Origin of the sequence: Solobacterium moorei (genome assembly GCF_036323475.1) — a bacterium.
GTDB lineage: Bacteria > Bacillota_I > Bacilli_A > Erysipelotrichales > Erysipelotrichaceae > Bulleidia > Bulleidia moorei.
The window spans coordinates 502,280-518,993 of record NZ_AP028934.1 but is presented as its reverse complement, the minus strand read 5'-3'; the positions used below and the strand labels follow the sequence as shown (position 1 = coordinate 518,993).

Sequence of the window (16,714 nt, the reverse complement as noted above, 5' to 3'; positions counted from 1 at the left end):
ATGGCGAAAAGACCTACACGACTCCGTTTTACCGAAGATGACCTTGCAGATTCTCATGTGAAGAAAGCTGCCGACCGTGCAGATAAGGCGGTTGATAGGGCTGAAAAAGCGGCAGACAAATTGGCTTCTAAAAAGGCAAAGCCGAAGCTAAAGCTGGAAACAGATGCAGCCGGTTCCCGTAAAGCAAAGCTCCGTTTTGAAAAAGCGGAGTTTACGGAAATCGAGCGCCCATCTGTGGCAAAGCACATGGCAAGCCGTGGTGCCGCAGTCACGCTCACATCCAAAGCACATCGGGCGGTGTCAGAATATGAGGATGATAATATCGGCGTTCAGGCTGTGCAGGAAACGACCAAGGCTGTTGAATCCACTGTCTATACCGTCGATCATGCCGTTTACAGTCACAAGCTGAAAGCCTACGACAAGGCGGAAAAGCTGGTTGAGAAGTCAGATAAAGCAAATGTAAATGCCCTGTATGAGAAGTTCAAAAAGGACAACCCCGATGCCGGTTCCAATCCCTTTTCCCGTTGGCAACAGAAAAGGGCAATCAAGAAAGAATATGCTGCCGCCAAAGCCGGTAAGAATACCGCTTCGACAACGGCTTCTGCATCTAAGGGTGCAGGCAAGGCAACGGGCAAAGCAGCTCAGGGAGCCAAGAACATCACAGAAAGAGTAACGGAGTTCTTCACCACACACTCTAAAACGATTCTGTTTGTTTTGATTGCCGGACTGCTTTTTATGATACTCTCAGGGATGTTCTCGTCTTGTTCGGCTATGTTCCAAGGCGGCACACAGATCATTCTGGGAACTTCTTTTACTGCAAAAGAGGAAGATATTATTGGTGCGGACAATGATTACAAGGCTTTGGAAGCTGCGCTCCACAATAAAATCAATAATATCGAGCGTACTCATAGCGGATATGACGAGTACCGGTATGACCTTGATGAAATCAACCACAATCCTTATGAGCTGGCGGCGTATTTGACGGTGAAGTTTGAGGATTACACCAGAGATGAGGTGCAGGCTACCCTGCAATGGCTATTTGAGCAACAATATGAGCTGACCCTGACGGAAGTAGTAGAGATTCGTACACGAACAACATCTTCTACTGATCCCGAAACGGGAGAGACAACAACAGAGGAAGAAGATTACGAATATTATATTCTGAATGTGAAGCTCAGAAATAAGGGCTTGAACAGTGTGATTTCAAATTCCGGCTTGTCGGAAGATGATATGGAGCGATATAGAATTTTGCTTCAGACAAGGGGCAACAGACCGGATATTTTCGGAAATGACATTTACGCCACCCCTGGCGGCGAGTACACCGATTATGATATTCCGGGCGAAGCGCTGACAGACACAAGATTTGCCAATATGATTCGGGAAGCTGAAAAATATCTGGGATACCCGTATGTGTGGGGCGGCAGCAGCCCGTCTACCTCCTTTGACTGCTCCGGATTTGTTTCCTATGTAATCAATCACTGCGGAAACGGTTGGAGTGTTGGTCGTTTGACCGCAAACGGTTTGATGGGCGTATGCGACATTATCCCGAAAAGCTCTGCCAAACCGGGAGATTTGATTTTCTTCCAAGGCACTTATGATACCTCCGGTGCATCACACGTTGGTATCTATGTTGGCAATGGTATGATGATCCACTGCGGAAACCCCATTTCCTACGCTTCTATCGAATCGAATTACTGGCAACAGCATTTTTACTGCTTCGGCAGAATCAGAAACTAAAGGAGGGATGGCGATTGAGTGCCAAGTTAGACAGAATAGGTGCAGACCTTGAAAAAGCCCGTAAGAAACGGGCAGAATGGGATGCTAAGGTGAAAGACCTGGAACGCAGATACCGTGAGGAGGAAAATTCCGAAATCCATGAGATGGTTCATGCTGCGAACCTGAATCCCGAACAGCTTTCCGAGCTGCTCCGTATGTTTGCTGCGGATATGGCTCCGAAGCCTGATACGATCAATACTATGAATGAGGAGGAAACGCAGAATGAGATTTAAGAAAATTGGAGCCGCATTGCTGGCGTGTGCAATGTGTTTTGGCGTGTTTTCTACAACGGCATTTGCCTATGTAGATGAAAGCGTAGCGACTGAAGAACCTGCGGTCGAAGAAAAAGTTCCCGAAACAGAGCCGGAGGAGCCGATGCTACCGCTTACTCCCGACGGCAATCTGACTTTGGTTGATGACGCTGGCTCGCCTACGAAAAGCGGAAAGCAGTTCATTACCGCTGTAACCAAAAACGGAAACTACTTCTATATCATCATTGACCGTGATGATAAGGGCGAGGAAACCGTGCATTTTCTGAATCAGGTGGATGAAGCCGACCTGCTCAAGCTGATGGACGAGGAAGAAGTTGCAGAGTTCACCAAGCCGGTTGAGGAAACAAAGCCGGAAGTAGTTGAAACAGTTCCTGAAATTACAGAACCGACACCGGAGGAAAAGCCGAAATCCACAAATATGCTCCCGGCGATTCTTACTCTGATTGTGCTTGCCTGTGGTGGTGGATTCTTCGTATTTAAGAAAGTCCAGGAAAAGAAGAAGGCACAGGAAGCGGCAAAGCCTGACCCAGATGCTGATTATGTGGACGATGACGAGGACTATGGGTACGATCCGGAGTTTGAGGACGACGATGAAGATAGCTCCGTCGATGAAGATGATAATGAACCTGTGTAAACAGGATAGGCTTGATGCCTGGGGCAGCCTTCGGGTTGCCTTTACATAGTTTCCGCTTTCAAAAAATAAAAAAATTTGCGTTTTTGAAAGTGACATCTTGCATATACTATTAGCAGACAGTATAATAAGTACAGCGAAGCGGTTTCGAGAAATGAAAAAACTTCAATTTTTGAAAGCGGGTGACTATATGAAAACAATCACGAGAGCAAAATATCTCGATAGAATCATTGAACTGAATGGTACTCCTGACATCAAGATCATCACGGGCATTCGTCGATCTGGTAAGTCCAAATTGATGCAGGCGTATATTGCGTATCTGAAAAGCAATTTTGAAAACATCAATATTATCTTCATCGACTTCATGGATTTGGCGTATGAAGAAATCAAGGAATACCATGCCTTACACGCCTATGTGGAAGAACATTATCAGGAAGGAAAAACGAACTACCTGTTTGTAGACGAGGTTCAGATGTGTCCCAAGTTTGAGTTGGCAATCAATAGCCTGTACTCTAAGGGAAAATACGACATCTATGTAACAGGCTCTAATGCTTTCCTGTTGAGTGCAGATCTGGCAACTCTGTTTACCGGACGCTATATTGAAATTCATGTGTTTCCTTTCAGCTTCCAGGAATATTGCCAGTATTATGATGATATTAGTGACAAAGATAAGCTCTTTGATGAGTACGCTATCAAGGGCGGTTTAGCAGGTTCCTATGCTTATAGAACCGAAAAAGACAGAACAAACTATATCAAAGAGGTCTACGAAACGATTGTTACAAGGGATTTGGTACAGAAATATACTCTCCCGGACACTTTGGTTTTACAACGTCTGAGCGAGTTCCTTATGGATAATATCAGCAACCTGACTTCTCCGAATAAGGTCAGTCAGCTACTGACAGCAAATGAGACTCCAACCAATCATGTAACCGTCGGCAAGTACATTAAGTATTTGTGCAATGCTTTTGTATTTTATGATATTAAGAGATATGACATCCGAGGTAAGAAATACCTTGAAAGCTCTGAAAAGTTCTATTTGTGTGACAGCGGTATTCGATATGCAATACTGGGAAGCAGAAATATAGACTATGGCAGAGTATATGAAAACGTTGTTTGTATCGAGCTTCTTCGCCGTGGATATGATGTCTATGTCGGCAAGCTCTATCAAAAGGAAATCGACTTTGTTGCTCAGAGAGGTAGCGAAAAGATTTATATTCAGGTCAGCGACAACATTTCCGGGCAGGAAACATTTGAGAGAGAATGCTCTCCTCTGCTTCAGATTCGAGACGCTTATCCGAAAATGATTATTGCCAGAACCAAACATCCCCAATATAGCTATGAAGGAATCGAAATTCACGATATAGCCGATTGGTTGCTACAAGAATAAGCAAGGTGAAATATCTCCGTCATTCTCTTTTGAAATGATGGAGATATTTTTATTATGACGGAGATTGTAGAACAGAAAATTGTATCAGGTTGCAAAAATCCTTTCCGAACTTTTTACATAGCAGTCATGCACTACGGTGTGTGGCTGCTTATTTTTTTGTGAAAGGAGCAGATGCAAATGAAATTAGTTTTGGCTGAAAAGCCTTCGGTTGCACAGAGTATTGCCAAAGTGTTAGGTGCTGCCAAGCGTGAGGATGGCTACTTAGAGGGAAACGGATATGTGGTCAGCTGGTGTGTAGGGCATTTGGTGGAGCTGGCACAGCCGGAAGTCTATGATGCGAAGTACAGCAAATGGGCTTATGCAGACCTTCCTATCTTCCCGATGGACTGGCAGTATGAGGTTTCTGCCGGTACGAAAAAACAGTTTGGGATTCTGAAAAAGCTCATGGCCAGAGAAGATGTTGCGAGTCTTGTGTGTGCAACAGATGCCGGTCGTGAGGGCGAGCTGATCTTTCGGTTGGTGTACCACAAAGCCGGGTGCAGAAAGCCGTTTGAGCGGCTTTGGATTTCCTCGATGGAAGATGTAGCAATCAAGGAGGGCTTTGAAAATCTCAGGTCTGGAACGGAATATGATGCTTTGTATGAAGCAGCACTGTGTCGAGAACGAGCCGACTGGATTGTTGGTATTAACGCTACTCGACTTTTTTCGACCCTTTACGGGCAGACCCTGAATGTTGGTCGTGTTATGACCCCTACCCTTGCTATGGCTGTTATGCGAGAAGCTGCCATTTCCGCATTCAAGCCTGAACTGTTCTACACAGTTCAGATTGGATTGGATGGTTTTACGGCTGCAAGCGAACGCTTCAAAACCAAGGCAGCAGCCGAAGCTGTCAAACAAAGCTGTTCGGTGGCAATCGTTCAGAAAGCTGAATGTAAGGAGAAAACAGAAAAGCCGCCTGCGCTCTATGACCTGACCAGTTTACAGAGAGAAGCCAACCGTGTGCTTGGCTACACGGCACAGCAGACCTTGGACTACACGCAGAACCTCTATGAAAAGAAACTGGTCACTTATCCCCGTACCGACAGCAGGTTTCTGACGGAAGATATGGCACATAGCCTGACCGACCTCGTAAAGCTGGCTTTCCACACATTCCCCGTGGAGGATGTGGATAACATACCAGTTCATGCAGAGCAGGTTGTGAATAACAAAAAGGTCACAGATCACCATGCCATCATTCCGACCAGAGAATTGCAGAAATGCAATCTGAGCGAACTTCCCAAGGGTGAACTTGCAATTTTGCAACTGATCTCGAATCGGTTGTGCGTAGCTGTTGGCGATCCGCACCGATACGCAGAGACAGTTATTGAGCTGGACTGTGGCGGTACCGTGTTTTCCACCAAAGGCAAAACTGTTGTGCAGGATGGATGGAAAGCTCTGGTTCAGAAAAATGATTCGACAAAATCCGACGAAAACGTGCAGACACTCCCTTCTGTTTCCGTTGGTGACGAAATGACCGTCAGCGGCACGGAAATCAAGGAAGGGAAAACATCTCCCCCTAAACACTTTACCGAGGATACTCTGCTTTCTGCTATGGAAACTGCCGGTGCGGACGAAATGCCTGATGAGGTGGAGCGCAAAGGTTTGGGAACGCCTGCGACCCGTGCCGGTATCATTGAGAAGCTGGTTCGCATCGGTTTTCTGGAGCGTAAGGGTGATAAGAAAACCAAACACCTGATTCCGACCCACAAGGGTACGGCTCTGGTAACAGTCATGCCGGAACAGATTCAGTCCCCATCCATGACGGCGGATTGGGAAGAAAAATTGTTGCTCATTGAGAAAGGCGAATATGCCAGCGAGGACTTTATGGACGAGATCAAAGATGTGATTGCCGGTCTGATTCAGAACTATGAAGTAATCCGTGATTCCGAGGTTATGATGTCGAAAGAAGCCAATTCTATCGGCAAATGCCCGCTCTGCGGCAGTGCTGTAGAGGACAAAGCCAAGGCATTTTTCTGTTCCAACAGAGCTTGCAAATTTGCCCTCTGGAAAAACAATCGCTACTTTGCGAGCATCGGCAAGAGCATGACTTCTGCCACGGCGCAGAAATTGCTTGGTTCCGGCAAGGTAAAGCTCAAGAATTGCAAGTCCGAAAGAACGGGCAACACCTTTGATGCCACCGTCTTTATGGAGGTATCAGATGATGGCAAAACGAAGTTCAGTATGGAATTTGAAAATGGAGGAAAGCGCAAATGACAAATGAGTACAACCCGGATGGTAAGGAAATCCGATTTATCGACAGCCATTATAAGGATTTGTTTCATATCCCCGATGGCAGCTGTGTGCAGATTCACTACCCGGATGAAATGGTTGTGAAGCCCTGCACCTTCATTGACGAGTATCATACGCAGATCGGATACAATGTGTTTCATATCTGCCAGTTTGCAGAAATTATGGAGCGCAACGGCGCAAGCTATATGCCGGAGCCTGAGATTATGGGCGATGAAGCCGCATGGAAGGTCGGAAAGGATAGAATCCTTGCGGTGCAGACCTGCGAAGATGGTTACGACTACACCCTGTTGGATGAAAACTACAACGAGATTGATGGCGGTCAGGTTGATAACCCTGAACTGTCCATGCTCGAAGTCCGCCGGGATATTCTGGAATCCTTCGGGCTGGAGCGCCGGGAACTGCGGGCAATGTTCTATGAGGATGTCATGGAGCAGGCTTTTGAAGTCGGCAGACAGGCGGTGGTGGTCAATGACCCTATCGCTGAGCTTGCTTTTAAGCTCGACCGTTTTGCAGAGAACTTCGACCCCTATGAATATATGGATCAGGTCGATGATGTGCAGGCGCATATCCAAGAAATCAAGGCAGATCTTGCCGCTGGTAATACGGCTCCGTATCGTGAGTTCCTGAATACAGCCATTGAAGAAGCCCGTGAGGAAACTGCGGTTGAGGTTGCCAAAGTGCTGAAAAGTCAGCTGGATAAGCTCGACTCTCCGAAGCGTGAGTCGGTCATGGAAAAACTGGCACAGGCCGCAGAAAAAGCTGCGCCTGCCAGTCCCTCTCCCAAACGCAAAGAGCCTGAACGATAAGGAGGACACGGATATGAAAAACGAAAAATGGGATGATGTTCACGGAAATACCACCCCGGATGACAGAATGGTTGCTTTTCTGGAAAGCCCCACGGATTCCTATGCGATTCTTCAGCTGCGGGAAGATGTAGACGATAATATCCCGCTCATGTTTGCAAATTACAGCTACCTTCAGAAGAAAGAAATGGAGCCTGAGATTGACCGTTACGAGGTGGTCTATCATGGCTCCATTTCTATGTCCGAGGATGTGAATCGGCAGCTGGAAGATTTGTATGTAAAGTTCAATATTGACCGCCCGGATGATTTCCGTGGTCACAGTATGTCGGTCAGCGACATCGTAGCCTTAAAGGTAGTCGGTGAGGTATCCTTTCACTATGTAGATTCTGTTGGGTTTCAGAAGCTGGAAAACTTTATGAAGTCCGAAAACTACCTGAAAAACGCAGAGATGGCAATGGAAGATGATTATGGGATGATTGACGGTATCATCAATAACGGAAAAGCGTCCGGATTAGAGGAACGTCCTTCGGTGTTGGAGCAGTTAAAGGAAAAGCCCGTGCCGGATGTTTCCCATAAGCCGCCCAAGAGCCACCCGGAAAGGGAGATTGAATGATGGATTTCACACAGGATGAGCGGAACATGATGATGCTTTACAGCCCTGGCACAAGGTCAGGGCTGTGTGAAGCACTGACACTGATGAAGGAACAGCTTTCGGAGGACGAGTCAGAGCTTTTTGCTTTGGCAGACTCGGTTCTCCGTAAAGTTTCAGCCATGGACGATGCCGCCTTTGAGAAGCTGAACCTTTATCCGGATTGATAGGATTGGAGGGATACAATGAACGCAAAAGAGCGATTTTATTCCGGATTAGCAAAAGAAACGATTGGGAAAATCACCTCGAACACAGATAACTGGACTTCGTTTTTGAGAACGATGTCCCGCAACTATGAGTTCACCTATCCGGAACAGGTGATGATTTATGCTCAGCGCCCCAATGCGACCTTTTGCAAGCCCTATGAGGACTGGAACGCTGAAAATTACCGCAGATATGTAAAGCGTGGCTCTACCGGCATTGCTCTGTTTGTGATGAACAGGGATAAACCGTATCTGCGCTATGTGTTTGATGTGGCGGATACCGGCGTTCGCCGTTCTTCCCCGGAACTGAAACCGTGGGAGGTGACGCCTGAAAACCGCTCCTATGTCATGGAAGCGATGGAGCGTACCTTCGGTGTTGCCGCTGACGGGGTACTGGAAGCACAGCTTGAAGATATTGCATCCGCACTGGCGGCTGAGTATTGGGACGATTACAAAAAGCAGTTCCTCGACATCGTTGCCAACAGCTTCCTTGAGGAGTATGATGAACTCAACATCGAAGTAGCTTTCAAAAATGCGGTGGCAAACAGCGTATCCTATACGATGTATTGCCGGTTCGTGGAAAGTCCCGACAACTACTTCGAGCATGAGGATTTCCAGAAGGTGTTTGATTTTAACACCAGACAGACGGTAAATGCCCTTGGTACTGCGGTGAATGCCATCAGCACAAGGATGTTTCAGGAAATCGAAAAAGCGATTGGAGAACATGAGCAGATTAAAGCTACCGAAAGGAGTACAGATTATGAGCGAGATGACTTACAGACAGGCCGGAGATTATCAGATTCCGAACCTTCAGTTGGAGAACGAGGGAGAGAAACCTCTGGGCAAGTACGGCAGGATGCGTCGAGCATTTTTGGAACAGAACAATCCGATGCTCCTGAACGACATGATTCTGACGGAGAGCCTGTTCCCGCACCTGTGGGAGATCGAGGAAACAGCGAAAGCCAGAGTGGAGTTTCTGATGGAGCAGTACCTGAAGGACAGCCCCGCACCGGACAAGGAAACGCAGCAGATGGCGTGGGTGCAGCACATGAACAGCCTGAAAGCACAGGCGGAGGAAGTCGTGATGACGGAGCTTATCAACAGCTGAGTCTGAACCTTTTCCTCTCCGAAAATGAACAAATCAGTTTTATCGACCGAGCAGAGAGCTTTACGCCCTCTGCTTTTTCTTTTGCCCAGGAAGAAATCGACCACTTCCTTCTGCTTGGTAGCAATACCGATGAAGCCCGAAAAGTCGTAGCGCTGGAATATATGAAGCAGAAGCCGTTGGAAGAAATCGTTCAGACCTTAAAGCAGGTCTATCACGGCGGCTATGGTCTGAAAGAAGATAGCGGGAATATCTGTGCGTGGTATGCCGAGGACGGTATCCACCTTGCCAAAGGTTCCTCTGCCATTGACAGCCCCAGAGCGCAGATCGTTTCTTGGGAAACGGTTGCCGAGCGCATTGGAGAACTGCTTGAAAATGGTCGGTTCGCAACTAATGTGGAACTGGTAGAAGCATCCGGATATGAGCGTCAGAAGTTGGCAGAATCCCTGTGGCATCTTTATCACGATTTGAGTGAAGAAGCCCGTTCCAGCAACTATCTGGCAATTCTTCATCAGGAACCGTTTCGTGGTTTCCCTGACGAAACCGCAGACTTGGCTGAAAAGTTGGATGACCCTCGTTTCCACGCAACCTTGGTACAGCAGTATTCGGAATTTAGAAAAACCCTTGCGGAAAATCCCGATCTGCTTCGTTTTCACTATCACAAGCTGAATCTCATTCAGAAACAGCTGTATGAGTTGAATATGCCTTTGCGTGAGTATCAGACCGATATGATGCAGATGCCCCTTGTCCGCCAGTTCATTACGGATGATGAAGTCAATGCAGACTTGACCCGTGGAAGCGGCTTTTCCGGTGGTAAAGCCCGTATTTATAACTACTGGCAGGAGAATCATTCTGCCAAGGAAAAGATGGACTTCCTGAAGCATGAATACGGAACCGGTGGTCATTCCCATGCCTGCTCTGGTGCAACGCACAGCGGTCAGGATCACGATGCCAAGGGTGTTGCTTACACCAAGAGCGGTTGCGATAAATTGCAGATGTCCTGGGCGCAGGTGGTGCAGAGAATCGACGGTCTGATACGAAAGGGACGCTACCTCAGCCCGGAGGAAGAAGCGGAACGACAGGCTATCGAAGAAGCTAAAACTGATCCGTTGGAAGATGTTTATGACCGTTTCGCAGTGATTGATACCGAGGATGGCGAGTATGCGATCTGGGATAATCAGACCGATGACTACTATGTAGACCCGGAAGGCGTTACGGAATACTTCACGGACGAATGGCTTGCCAATGACTATTTGGAGGAAGTTCGTCAGTCCGTAGCTGCGATGGAGTCGGTTCAGCCAGAAGCGCCTGTGGCAGAGCCTGCCGAAGTTGTGGAAGCATCTGCTTCCGAGGAACCGAAATGGAATTATCAGGTCGGTGACACGGTATATCTGGACGATACAGCTTTCCGTGTGGAGCAGATCACGGACAGAGAAGTTCAGCTGCGTGACCCTACGCTTGCTTATCCCATCTTCCGTGCCGAGAATCGTGAGAATTTCGAGCGTATGCTCTCTCAGGACGAAAGAAACCATGCGGTAAGGGTTGATGCCCAAACCGAAGAAAAGCCCGTTACAGAGGATTTTCTGGGCAAAACCGAACCGAGGGACTACACCCCTGAGTATCAGCTGTTAGACCGTCTGCGTATGGACTGCGAATACTTCCTTGGTGCAGGACAGCACAGCGAAAAGCATCTGTGGGCAGGCAACCGCCATGCACAGATTGCCAAGATGCGTGAGCTGTATGAAATGATTCCCGACAAACCAGAATGGCTGACACCTGAGATGATTAACAGCTACGAGGAGCGCATGGCTCCCCGCTATCTGGTTGCCGCCTACCATCACTTTGAAAACGGCTTCGATGATAAACTGGACTACTACACTCTGGAAGAAGCGGAAAAAGCTGCCCAGGGCTATGTGGACGGAACCATGGAGGATGACGGATTCAAGTACGATGGTGCTGCCGTTTACGATCAGCAGGAGCATAAGTGCATCCGTATCTATGGGGACTACCCTGACGAAAAGGCACACGCACAGGTCAGAGCCAGTGCGGAACCCGAACAGCAGGAACCGGAACACTTCATCGATCATTTTTATGTTGCCGAGGACATTCAGAAGCGGGGTGCGCTGGACATCAAGGAATACAGTTCCTTTGATGATGCCCTGCGAGCCTACTATGCACTTCCTGACACGCAGAGAAAAGCCCTGGGTGCAATGAATACCAGAGATCTGCCGGGTAGTCTGGACTTCGTACAGTGCGTAGATGGAAAGGACACCATCATTCAGGATTATGCCCAGGTGGACGGATGGCAGAATGCCGAAGTCATGGACATTATCGCTCAGCTTGAGCAGTCCATCACCACCAGAGAAATCCCACCTGTTCCTGCGGTGAACTTCCACATCACGGATGACAACATCGGTGAAGGTGGACCGAAGCAGAAATTCGCAAGAAACATCGCAGCCATTGAAACTCTGTTCAAACTGGAAAGCGAGAACAGGAACGCCACTACCGAAGAACAGGAGATTTTGTCGAATTATGTCGGTTGGGGCGGTCTGGCAGATGCCTTTGACCCGGACAAGGGAAATTGGGCGAAGGAGTATCAGACACTGAAAAACCTGCTTTCCGAAGATGAATATGCTGCGGCAAGAGCTTCCACCCTGAACGCACATTACACCAGCCCTACGGTCATTCGCTCCATCTACGATGCGGTCGGACAGATGGGCTTTGAAACAGGAAATATTCTGGAGCCTGCTATGGGTATCGGCAACTTCTTTGGTATGCTCCCTCCTGAAATGCAGAGCAGCCGTTTGTATGGTGTGGAACTGGATTCCATCACCGGCAGAATTGCTCAGAAGCTCTATCCCAACGCAGAAATCAAAGTAGCCGGTTTTGAAACGACAGACCGCCGAGACTTTTACGATCTGGCTGTGGGTAATGTCCCTTTCGGCAACTACAAAGTGTCCGACAAGCCGTATGACAAGCTGGGATTCTCCATTCACAACTATTTCTTTGCCAAGGCTTTGGATCAGGTTCGTCCCGGTGGTGTGGTCGCTTTTGTGACAAGCCGTTACACCATGGATTCCAAGAACTCTGACGCAAGGCGATATATGGCGCAGAGGGCGGAACTGCTTGGTGCAATCCGTCTGCCAAACGATGCCTTTAAGAAAAACGCAGGCACGGAAGTCGTGTCCGACATCCTGTTCCTGCAAAAGCGTGACCATCCGATTGACATTGTACCGGAATGGGTAAACCTTGACCGCACCGAAGAAGGACACACCATGAACAGCTACTTTGTCGCTCATCCTGAAATGGTTCTGGGCGATACGGTGGAAGAAAGTACCGCCTACGACATGGACATTACAGTGCGTCCCATTGAGGGCATGGAACTGTCCGAACTTCTGAAAGAAGCAGTTTCCCACATCCAAGGAACCTATCAGGCTGTGGAGCTTCCCGAAGCTGACAAGGGTAAGGAAATCGAAACCATTCCTGCAACCCCGGATGTAAAGAATTTCTCTTATACCGTGGTGGATGGCAATGTGTACTTCCGTGAAAACTCCCTGATGCGCCGTGTAGACCTGAATGAGAAAGCAAAAGACCGTGTGATGGGCATGGTGGAACTTCGTGGTATCGTCAACGAGCTGATCGAATTTCAGCTTGAGGATTACCCGGATGAAATGATTACTCAGAAACAGGCAGAACTGAATGATGCCTACGATGCGTTTGCCGCAAAGAACGGGCTTATCAATAATCGAGCCAATGGTCAGGCATTTGCTGACGATTCCTCCTACTATCTCCTGTGTTCTCTGGAAAATGTGGATGAGGACGGCAATCTGAAAAGCAAGGCGGATATGTTCACCAAGCGAACCATCAAGCCGGAACGCAGAGTGACGAGCGTGGATACGCCGTCCGAAGCTCTGGCAATCTCTATCGGTGAGCGTGGCAAGGTGGATTTGCCGTTTATGGCACAGCTGCTTGGAACACCTGGAGAATACGATGCGATTCAGGCAGAGCTTCGAGGGGTGATCTTCAAAGACCCGATGGCTCCCGATGCTGTGGAAGTTGGATGGCAGACTGCCGATGATTACCTTTCCGGTGATGTAAGAAGCAAGCTGCGTGTCGCACAGATGGCGGCAGACAGGGATTCTTCCTTCCACATCAATGTGGAAGCCTTGCAGAAAGCACAGCCGAAGGACTTGGATGCGTCCGAGATTGATGTGCGTTTGGGTGCAACATGGATTGATGCCGATTATATTCAGCAGTTCATGGAGGAAACCTTTGAAACGCCGTATTACTTGCGCCGTTCCATTGAGGTCAAGTTCTCCGAGCTGACCGCAGAGTGGCGCATCAACGGTAAGAGTTCTCCCAACTACAACGATGTGGCGGCGTATGTCACCTACGGTACAGAGCGAGCCAACGCATATCGGATTCTGGAGGAAACGCTGAATCTGAAGGATATTCGTATCTATGATACGATTGAAGATGCAGATGGTAAGCAGAAGCGTGTCCTCAATAAAAAAGAAACTACCCTGGCACAGCAGAAACAGCAGGCAATCAAGGATGCGTTCCGAGATTGGATTTGGAGAGATCCGCACAGACGAGAAACCCTTTCCACCAAGTACAACGAACTTTTTAACTCCACCAGACCTCGTGAGTATGATGGCTCTCATATCCGTTTCGGCGGCATGAACCCGGATATTACCCTCCGTGAACACCAGAGAAATGCTATCGCTCATGTGCTATATGGTGGAAATACGCTGCTTGCACACGAAGTTGGTGCGGGCAAGACCTTCGAGATGGCTGCATCGGCTATGGAGAGTAAACGGCTTGGATTGAGCCAGAAATCCCTGTTCGTTGTGCCGAATCACTTGACCTTACAGTGGGCAAACGAGTTCCTGCACCTCTATCCGAGTGCCAAGCTCCTTGTTGCCACCAAGAAGGATTTTGAAACAGCAAACCGTAAGAAGTTCTGCGCTCGTATCGCAACGGGTGACTATGATGCAGTCATCATCGGTCACAGCCAGTTTGAAAAAATCCCGCTTTCTGCCGAACGACAGGAACGGCAGCTGCGGGAGCAGATTGATGAGATCGAGGGTGCGATTGCGGAGCTGAAATGGCAGCGTGGCGAAAACTTCACGATCAAGCAGATGGAGAAAACACGAAAATCATTGGAAGCCAGACTGGACAAGCTCCTTGCCGCTGACAAGAAAGATGATGTCATTACCTTTGAGCAGTTGGGTGTAGACCGGCTGTTTGTGGACGAAAGCCATGCGTTCAAGAATTTGTTCCTCTACACAAAAATGCGAAATGTGGCAGGTCTGTCCACCTCCGAAGCCCAGAAATCTTCGGATATGTTTATGAAGTGCCGCTATATGGATGAGCTGACCGGCGGGCGTGGTGTGATCTTTGCAACCGGTACTCCAGTAAGTAACTCGATGACCGAGCTTTATACGGTCATGCGCTATCTCCAGTACAGTACGCTCCAGCAAAAGAACCTGACCCATTTTGATTCCTGGGCATCGACCTTCGGAGAAACAACAACTGCGATTGAGCTTGCACCGGAGGGAACCGGCTATCGTGCCAGAACCCGATTTGCGAAGTTCTTCAACCTGCCTGAACTGATGAATATGTTCAAGGAGGTTGCCGACATCAAGACCTCTGACCAGTTGCATCTCCCTGTTCCCGAAGCAAAGTTTGAAACGGTTGTGGTTCAGCCCTCTGAGTACCAGAAGGATATGGTGGCTTCCCTTTCAGAGAGAGCAGCAGATGTTCATGCCGGTATTGTAGACCCGTCCGTCGATAATATGCTCAAGATTACCAGCGACGGACGAAAATTGGGACTGGATCAGCGGCTAATGAACACCCTGTTACCCGATGACCCTGACAGCAAGCTCAATGCCTGCGTGGGAAATATCCTGCGTATCTGGCAGGACGGTCAGGCTGACAAATTGACCCAGTTGGTGTTCTGCGACCTTAGCACACCGAAAAATGATGGAACCTTCAATGTCTATGATGATGTCAAAACCAAGCTGATTGCAAACGGTGTGCCTGCGGAAGAAGTTGCCTTTATCCATGATGCAGATACCGAGGCAAAGAAAAAAGACCTCTTTGCCAAGGTTCGTACCGGGCAGGTGCGAGTGCTTCTTGGCAGTACGCAAAAGATGGGTGCAGGAACCAACGTCCAGGACAAATTGGTGGCAGTTCACCACTTGGATGTGGGTTGGCGTCCGTCTGATATGACCCAGAGAAACGGTCGTATCATCCGTCAGGGCAACCGGAACAAAGAGGTTCAGGTGTATCAGTATGTGACCGAGGGAACCTTCGATGCCTACCTGTATCAGACCTTGGAAAACAAGCAGAAGTTTATTTCTCAGATTATGACCTCCAAATCACCGGTTCGCTCCTGTGACGATGTGGATGAGCAGGCGCTGTCCTATGCGGAGATCAAGGCGCTGTGTGCCGGCAATCCGCTTATCAAGGAAAAGATGGACTTGGACATTGATGTGGCAAGGCTGAAGGTGCTGAAAGCTGACCACCAGAGCCAGCAGTACCGTATGGAAGATAAGCTTCTGAAATACTTCCCGGCTGAGATTGAAAAGCAGACAGGCTATATTCATGGCTTTGAAGCTGATATTAAAACCGTGGAAGCACACCCGCAGATTGCCGATGGCTTTTGCGGCATGGAAATCATGGGCAAAGCCTACACCGAAAAGGCAGATGCCGGTGAAATCCTCCTTGCGGCTTGTAAGGACACGAAAAGTGCCGATCCGGTTCCTCTTGGCAGTTACCGTGGCTTTCAGATGGAGCTTTCGTTTGACAGTTTCCGGAACGAGTTCGATGTGACCCTGAAGGGCGCTGTGAGCCACAGAGTAGCCCTTGGAACGGACGCACGAGGAAATATCACCCGACTGGACAATGCCCTTGCAGGCATCCTTGAGCGCTTAGAACGAGCCAATGAGCAGTTGAATAATCTCTACAATCAGCAGGAAGCAGCCAAGGCGGAGGTTGGAAAACCGTTCCCGCAGGAAGCAGAGCTGACAGCCAAAAGTCAGCGACTGGCAGAACTGGATGCAGCCCTGAATATGGAGGACTCTGTGGAAAATCGTGACGAAAGAAGCGAGTCAGAGCGTCCTTCTGTGTTGGCTGATCTGAAATCCAAAGCGGAGCATATCCCGCCTGCAAAATACTCTGAAACCCGTGAGGAGGTGTTGTAATGGCAAAGCGAGATCAGGATGTTCATTTCCTTGCATCCAAGGAGGAGGTCGAGCGAATCCATGAGAAGATGGACGAGCTTGGCATCCGCAGCATGGGAGCCTATCTGCGGAAAATGGCTCTGGATGGTTACTGTATCAGACTGGATTTGCAGGATGTGAAAGCCCTGGTTTCGCTCCTGCGAATCTGCTCCAACAACCTGAACCAGTACGCAAAGCGAGCGAACGAAACAGGCAGCATCTATCGTGCTGACATTGAGGATTTGCAAAAACGGCTGGAGGAGATCTGGACGGACATGAGAGAAGTTCTTGTTCGCCTGTCCTCAATCCAGTAATCCGACAACTTGTTGGGAAGTCGCAGTTTCGGCTGCGGCTTTTACATAAGGGTTGACAT

At 48.6% G+C, this 16,714-nt stretch carries 10 protein-coding genes; all 10 read left to right on the top strand.

What is annotated here, in order from left to right; all coding sequences use genetic code 11:
- The 10 genes from RGT18_RS02420 (at window position 1) to RGT18_RS02365 (ending at window position 16,655) form a co-directional block, all read left to right on the top strand.
- Window positions 1–1,737 carry a C40 family peptidase gene (locus tag RGT18_RS02420; protein ID WP_028077344.1) on the top strand — a complete coding sequence of 579 codons (1,737 nt, stop codon included), beginning with the start codon at window positions 1–3 and terminating at the stop codon, window positions 1,735–1,737.
- Between the two features lie 14 nt (window positions 1,738–1,751).
- A complete protein-coding gene (locus tag RGT18_RS02415; protein ID WP_002304378.1) occupies window positions 1,752–2,009 on the top strand; it encodes a DUF4315 family protein in 258 nt (85 codons plus the stop codon).
- Window positions 1,999–2,682 carry a DUF4366 domain-containing protein gene (locus RGT18_RS02410; protein WP_002578950.1) on the top strand — a complete coding sequence of 228 codons (684 nt, stop codon included), beginning with the start codon at window positions 1,999–2,001 and terminating at the stop codon, window positions 2,680–2,682. The genes RGT18_RS02415 and RGT18_RS02410 overlap by 11 nt, the downstream gene beginning before the upstream one ends.
- Window positions 2,683–2,869: 187 nt before the next feature.
- On the top strand, window positions 2,870–4,066 hold the full coding sequence (locus tag RGT18_RS02405) for an ATP-binding protein (protein WP_021386785.1): 1,197 nt from the start codon (window positions 2,870–2,872) through the stop codon (window positions 4,064–4,066).
- Window positions 4,067–4,243: 177 nt separating this feature from the next.
- The gene (locus tag RGT18_RS02400) at window positions 4,244–6,319 is read left to right on the top strand and encodes a DNA topoisomerase 3 (RefSeq protein ID WP_002578949.1); all 2,076 of its coding nucleotides are present in this window, start codon (window positions 4,244–4,246) and stop codon (window positions 6,317–6,319) included.
- Complete coding sequence (locus RGT18_RS02395) at window positions 6,316–7,161, top strand: LPD16 domain-containing protein (protein ID WP_002304387.1); 846 nt, start codon at window positions 6,316–6,318, stop codon at window positions 7,159–7,161. Before RGT18_RS02400 ends, RGT18_RS02395 begins: the two co-directional genes overlap by 4 nt.
- A gap of 13 nt (window positions 7,162–7,174) precedes the next feature.
- On the top strand, window positions 7,175–7,771 hold the full coding sequence (locus RGT18_RS02390; protein ID WP_028077343.1) for a YodL domain-containing protein: 597 nt from the start codon (window positions 7,175–7,177) through the stop codon (window positions 7,769–7,771).
- Complete coding sequence (locus RGT18_RS02385; protein WP_015564218.1) at window positions 7,771–7,974, top strand: transposon-transfer assisting family protein; 204 nt, start codon at window positions 7,771–7,773, stop codon at window positions 7,972–7,974. Before RGT18_RS02390 ends, RGT18_RS02385 begins: the two co-directional genes overlap by 1 nt.
- Before the next feature lie 18 nt (window positions 7,975–7,992).
- Complete coding sequence (locus RGT18_RS02370) at window positions 7,993–16,323, top strand: LPD11 domain-containing protein (RefSeq protein WP_028077342.1); 8,331 nt, start codon at window positions 7,993–7,995, stop codon at window positions 16,321–16,323.
- Window positions 16,323–16,655 carry a plasmid mobilization protein gene (locus RGT18_RS02365; RefSeq protein WP_002578947.1) on the top strand — a complete coding sequence of 111 codons (333 nt, stop codon included), beginning with the start codon at window positions 16,323–16,325 and terminating at the stop codon, window positions 16,653–16,655. The genes RGT18_RS02370 and RGT18_RS02365 overlap by 1 nt, the downstream gene beginning before the upstream one ends.
- Window positions 16,656–16,714 lie beyond the last annotated feature (59 nt).

Excerpts from the sequence above, each read along its gene's own strand:
- RGT18_RS02385 (WP_015564218.1), top strand. The coding sequence starts at position 7,771 with ATGGATTTCACACAGGATGAGCGGAACATGATGATGCTTTACAGCCCT.
- RGT18_RS02410 (WP_002578950.1), top strand. The coding sequence starts at position 1,999 with ATGAGATTTAAGAAAATTGGAGCCGCATTGCTGGCGTGTGCAATGTGT.
- RGT18_RS02400 (WP_002578949.1), top strand. The coding sequence starts at position 4,244 with ATGAAATTAGTTTTGGCTGAAAAGCCTTCGGTTGCACAGAGTATTGCC.
- RGT18_RS02420 (WP_028077344.1), top strand. The coding sequence starts at position 1 with ATGGCGAAAAGACCTACACGACTCCGTTTTACCGAAGATGACCTTGCA.
- RGT18_RS02405 (WP_021386785.1), top strand. The coding sequence starts at position 2,870 with ATGAAAACAATCACGAGAGCAAAATATCTCGATAGAATCATTGAACTG.
- RGT18_RS02390 (WP_028077343.1), top strand. The coding sequence starts at position 7,175 with ATGAAAAACGAAAAATGGGATGATGTTCACGGAAATACCACCCCGGAT.
- RGT18_RS02370 (WP_028077342.1), top strand. The coding sequence starts at position 7,993 with ATGAACGCAAAAGAGCGATTTTATTCCGGATTAGCAAAAGAAACGATT.
- RGT18_RS02395 (WP_002304387.1), top strand. The coding sequence starts at position 6,316 with ATGACAAATGAGTACAACCCGGATGGTAAGGAAATCCGATTTATCGAC.
- RGT18_RS02365 (WP_002578947.1), top strand. The coding sequence starts at position 16,323 with ATGGCAAAGCGAGATCAGGATGTTCATTTCCTTGCATCCAAGGAGGAG.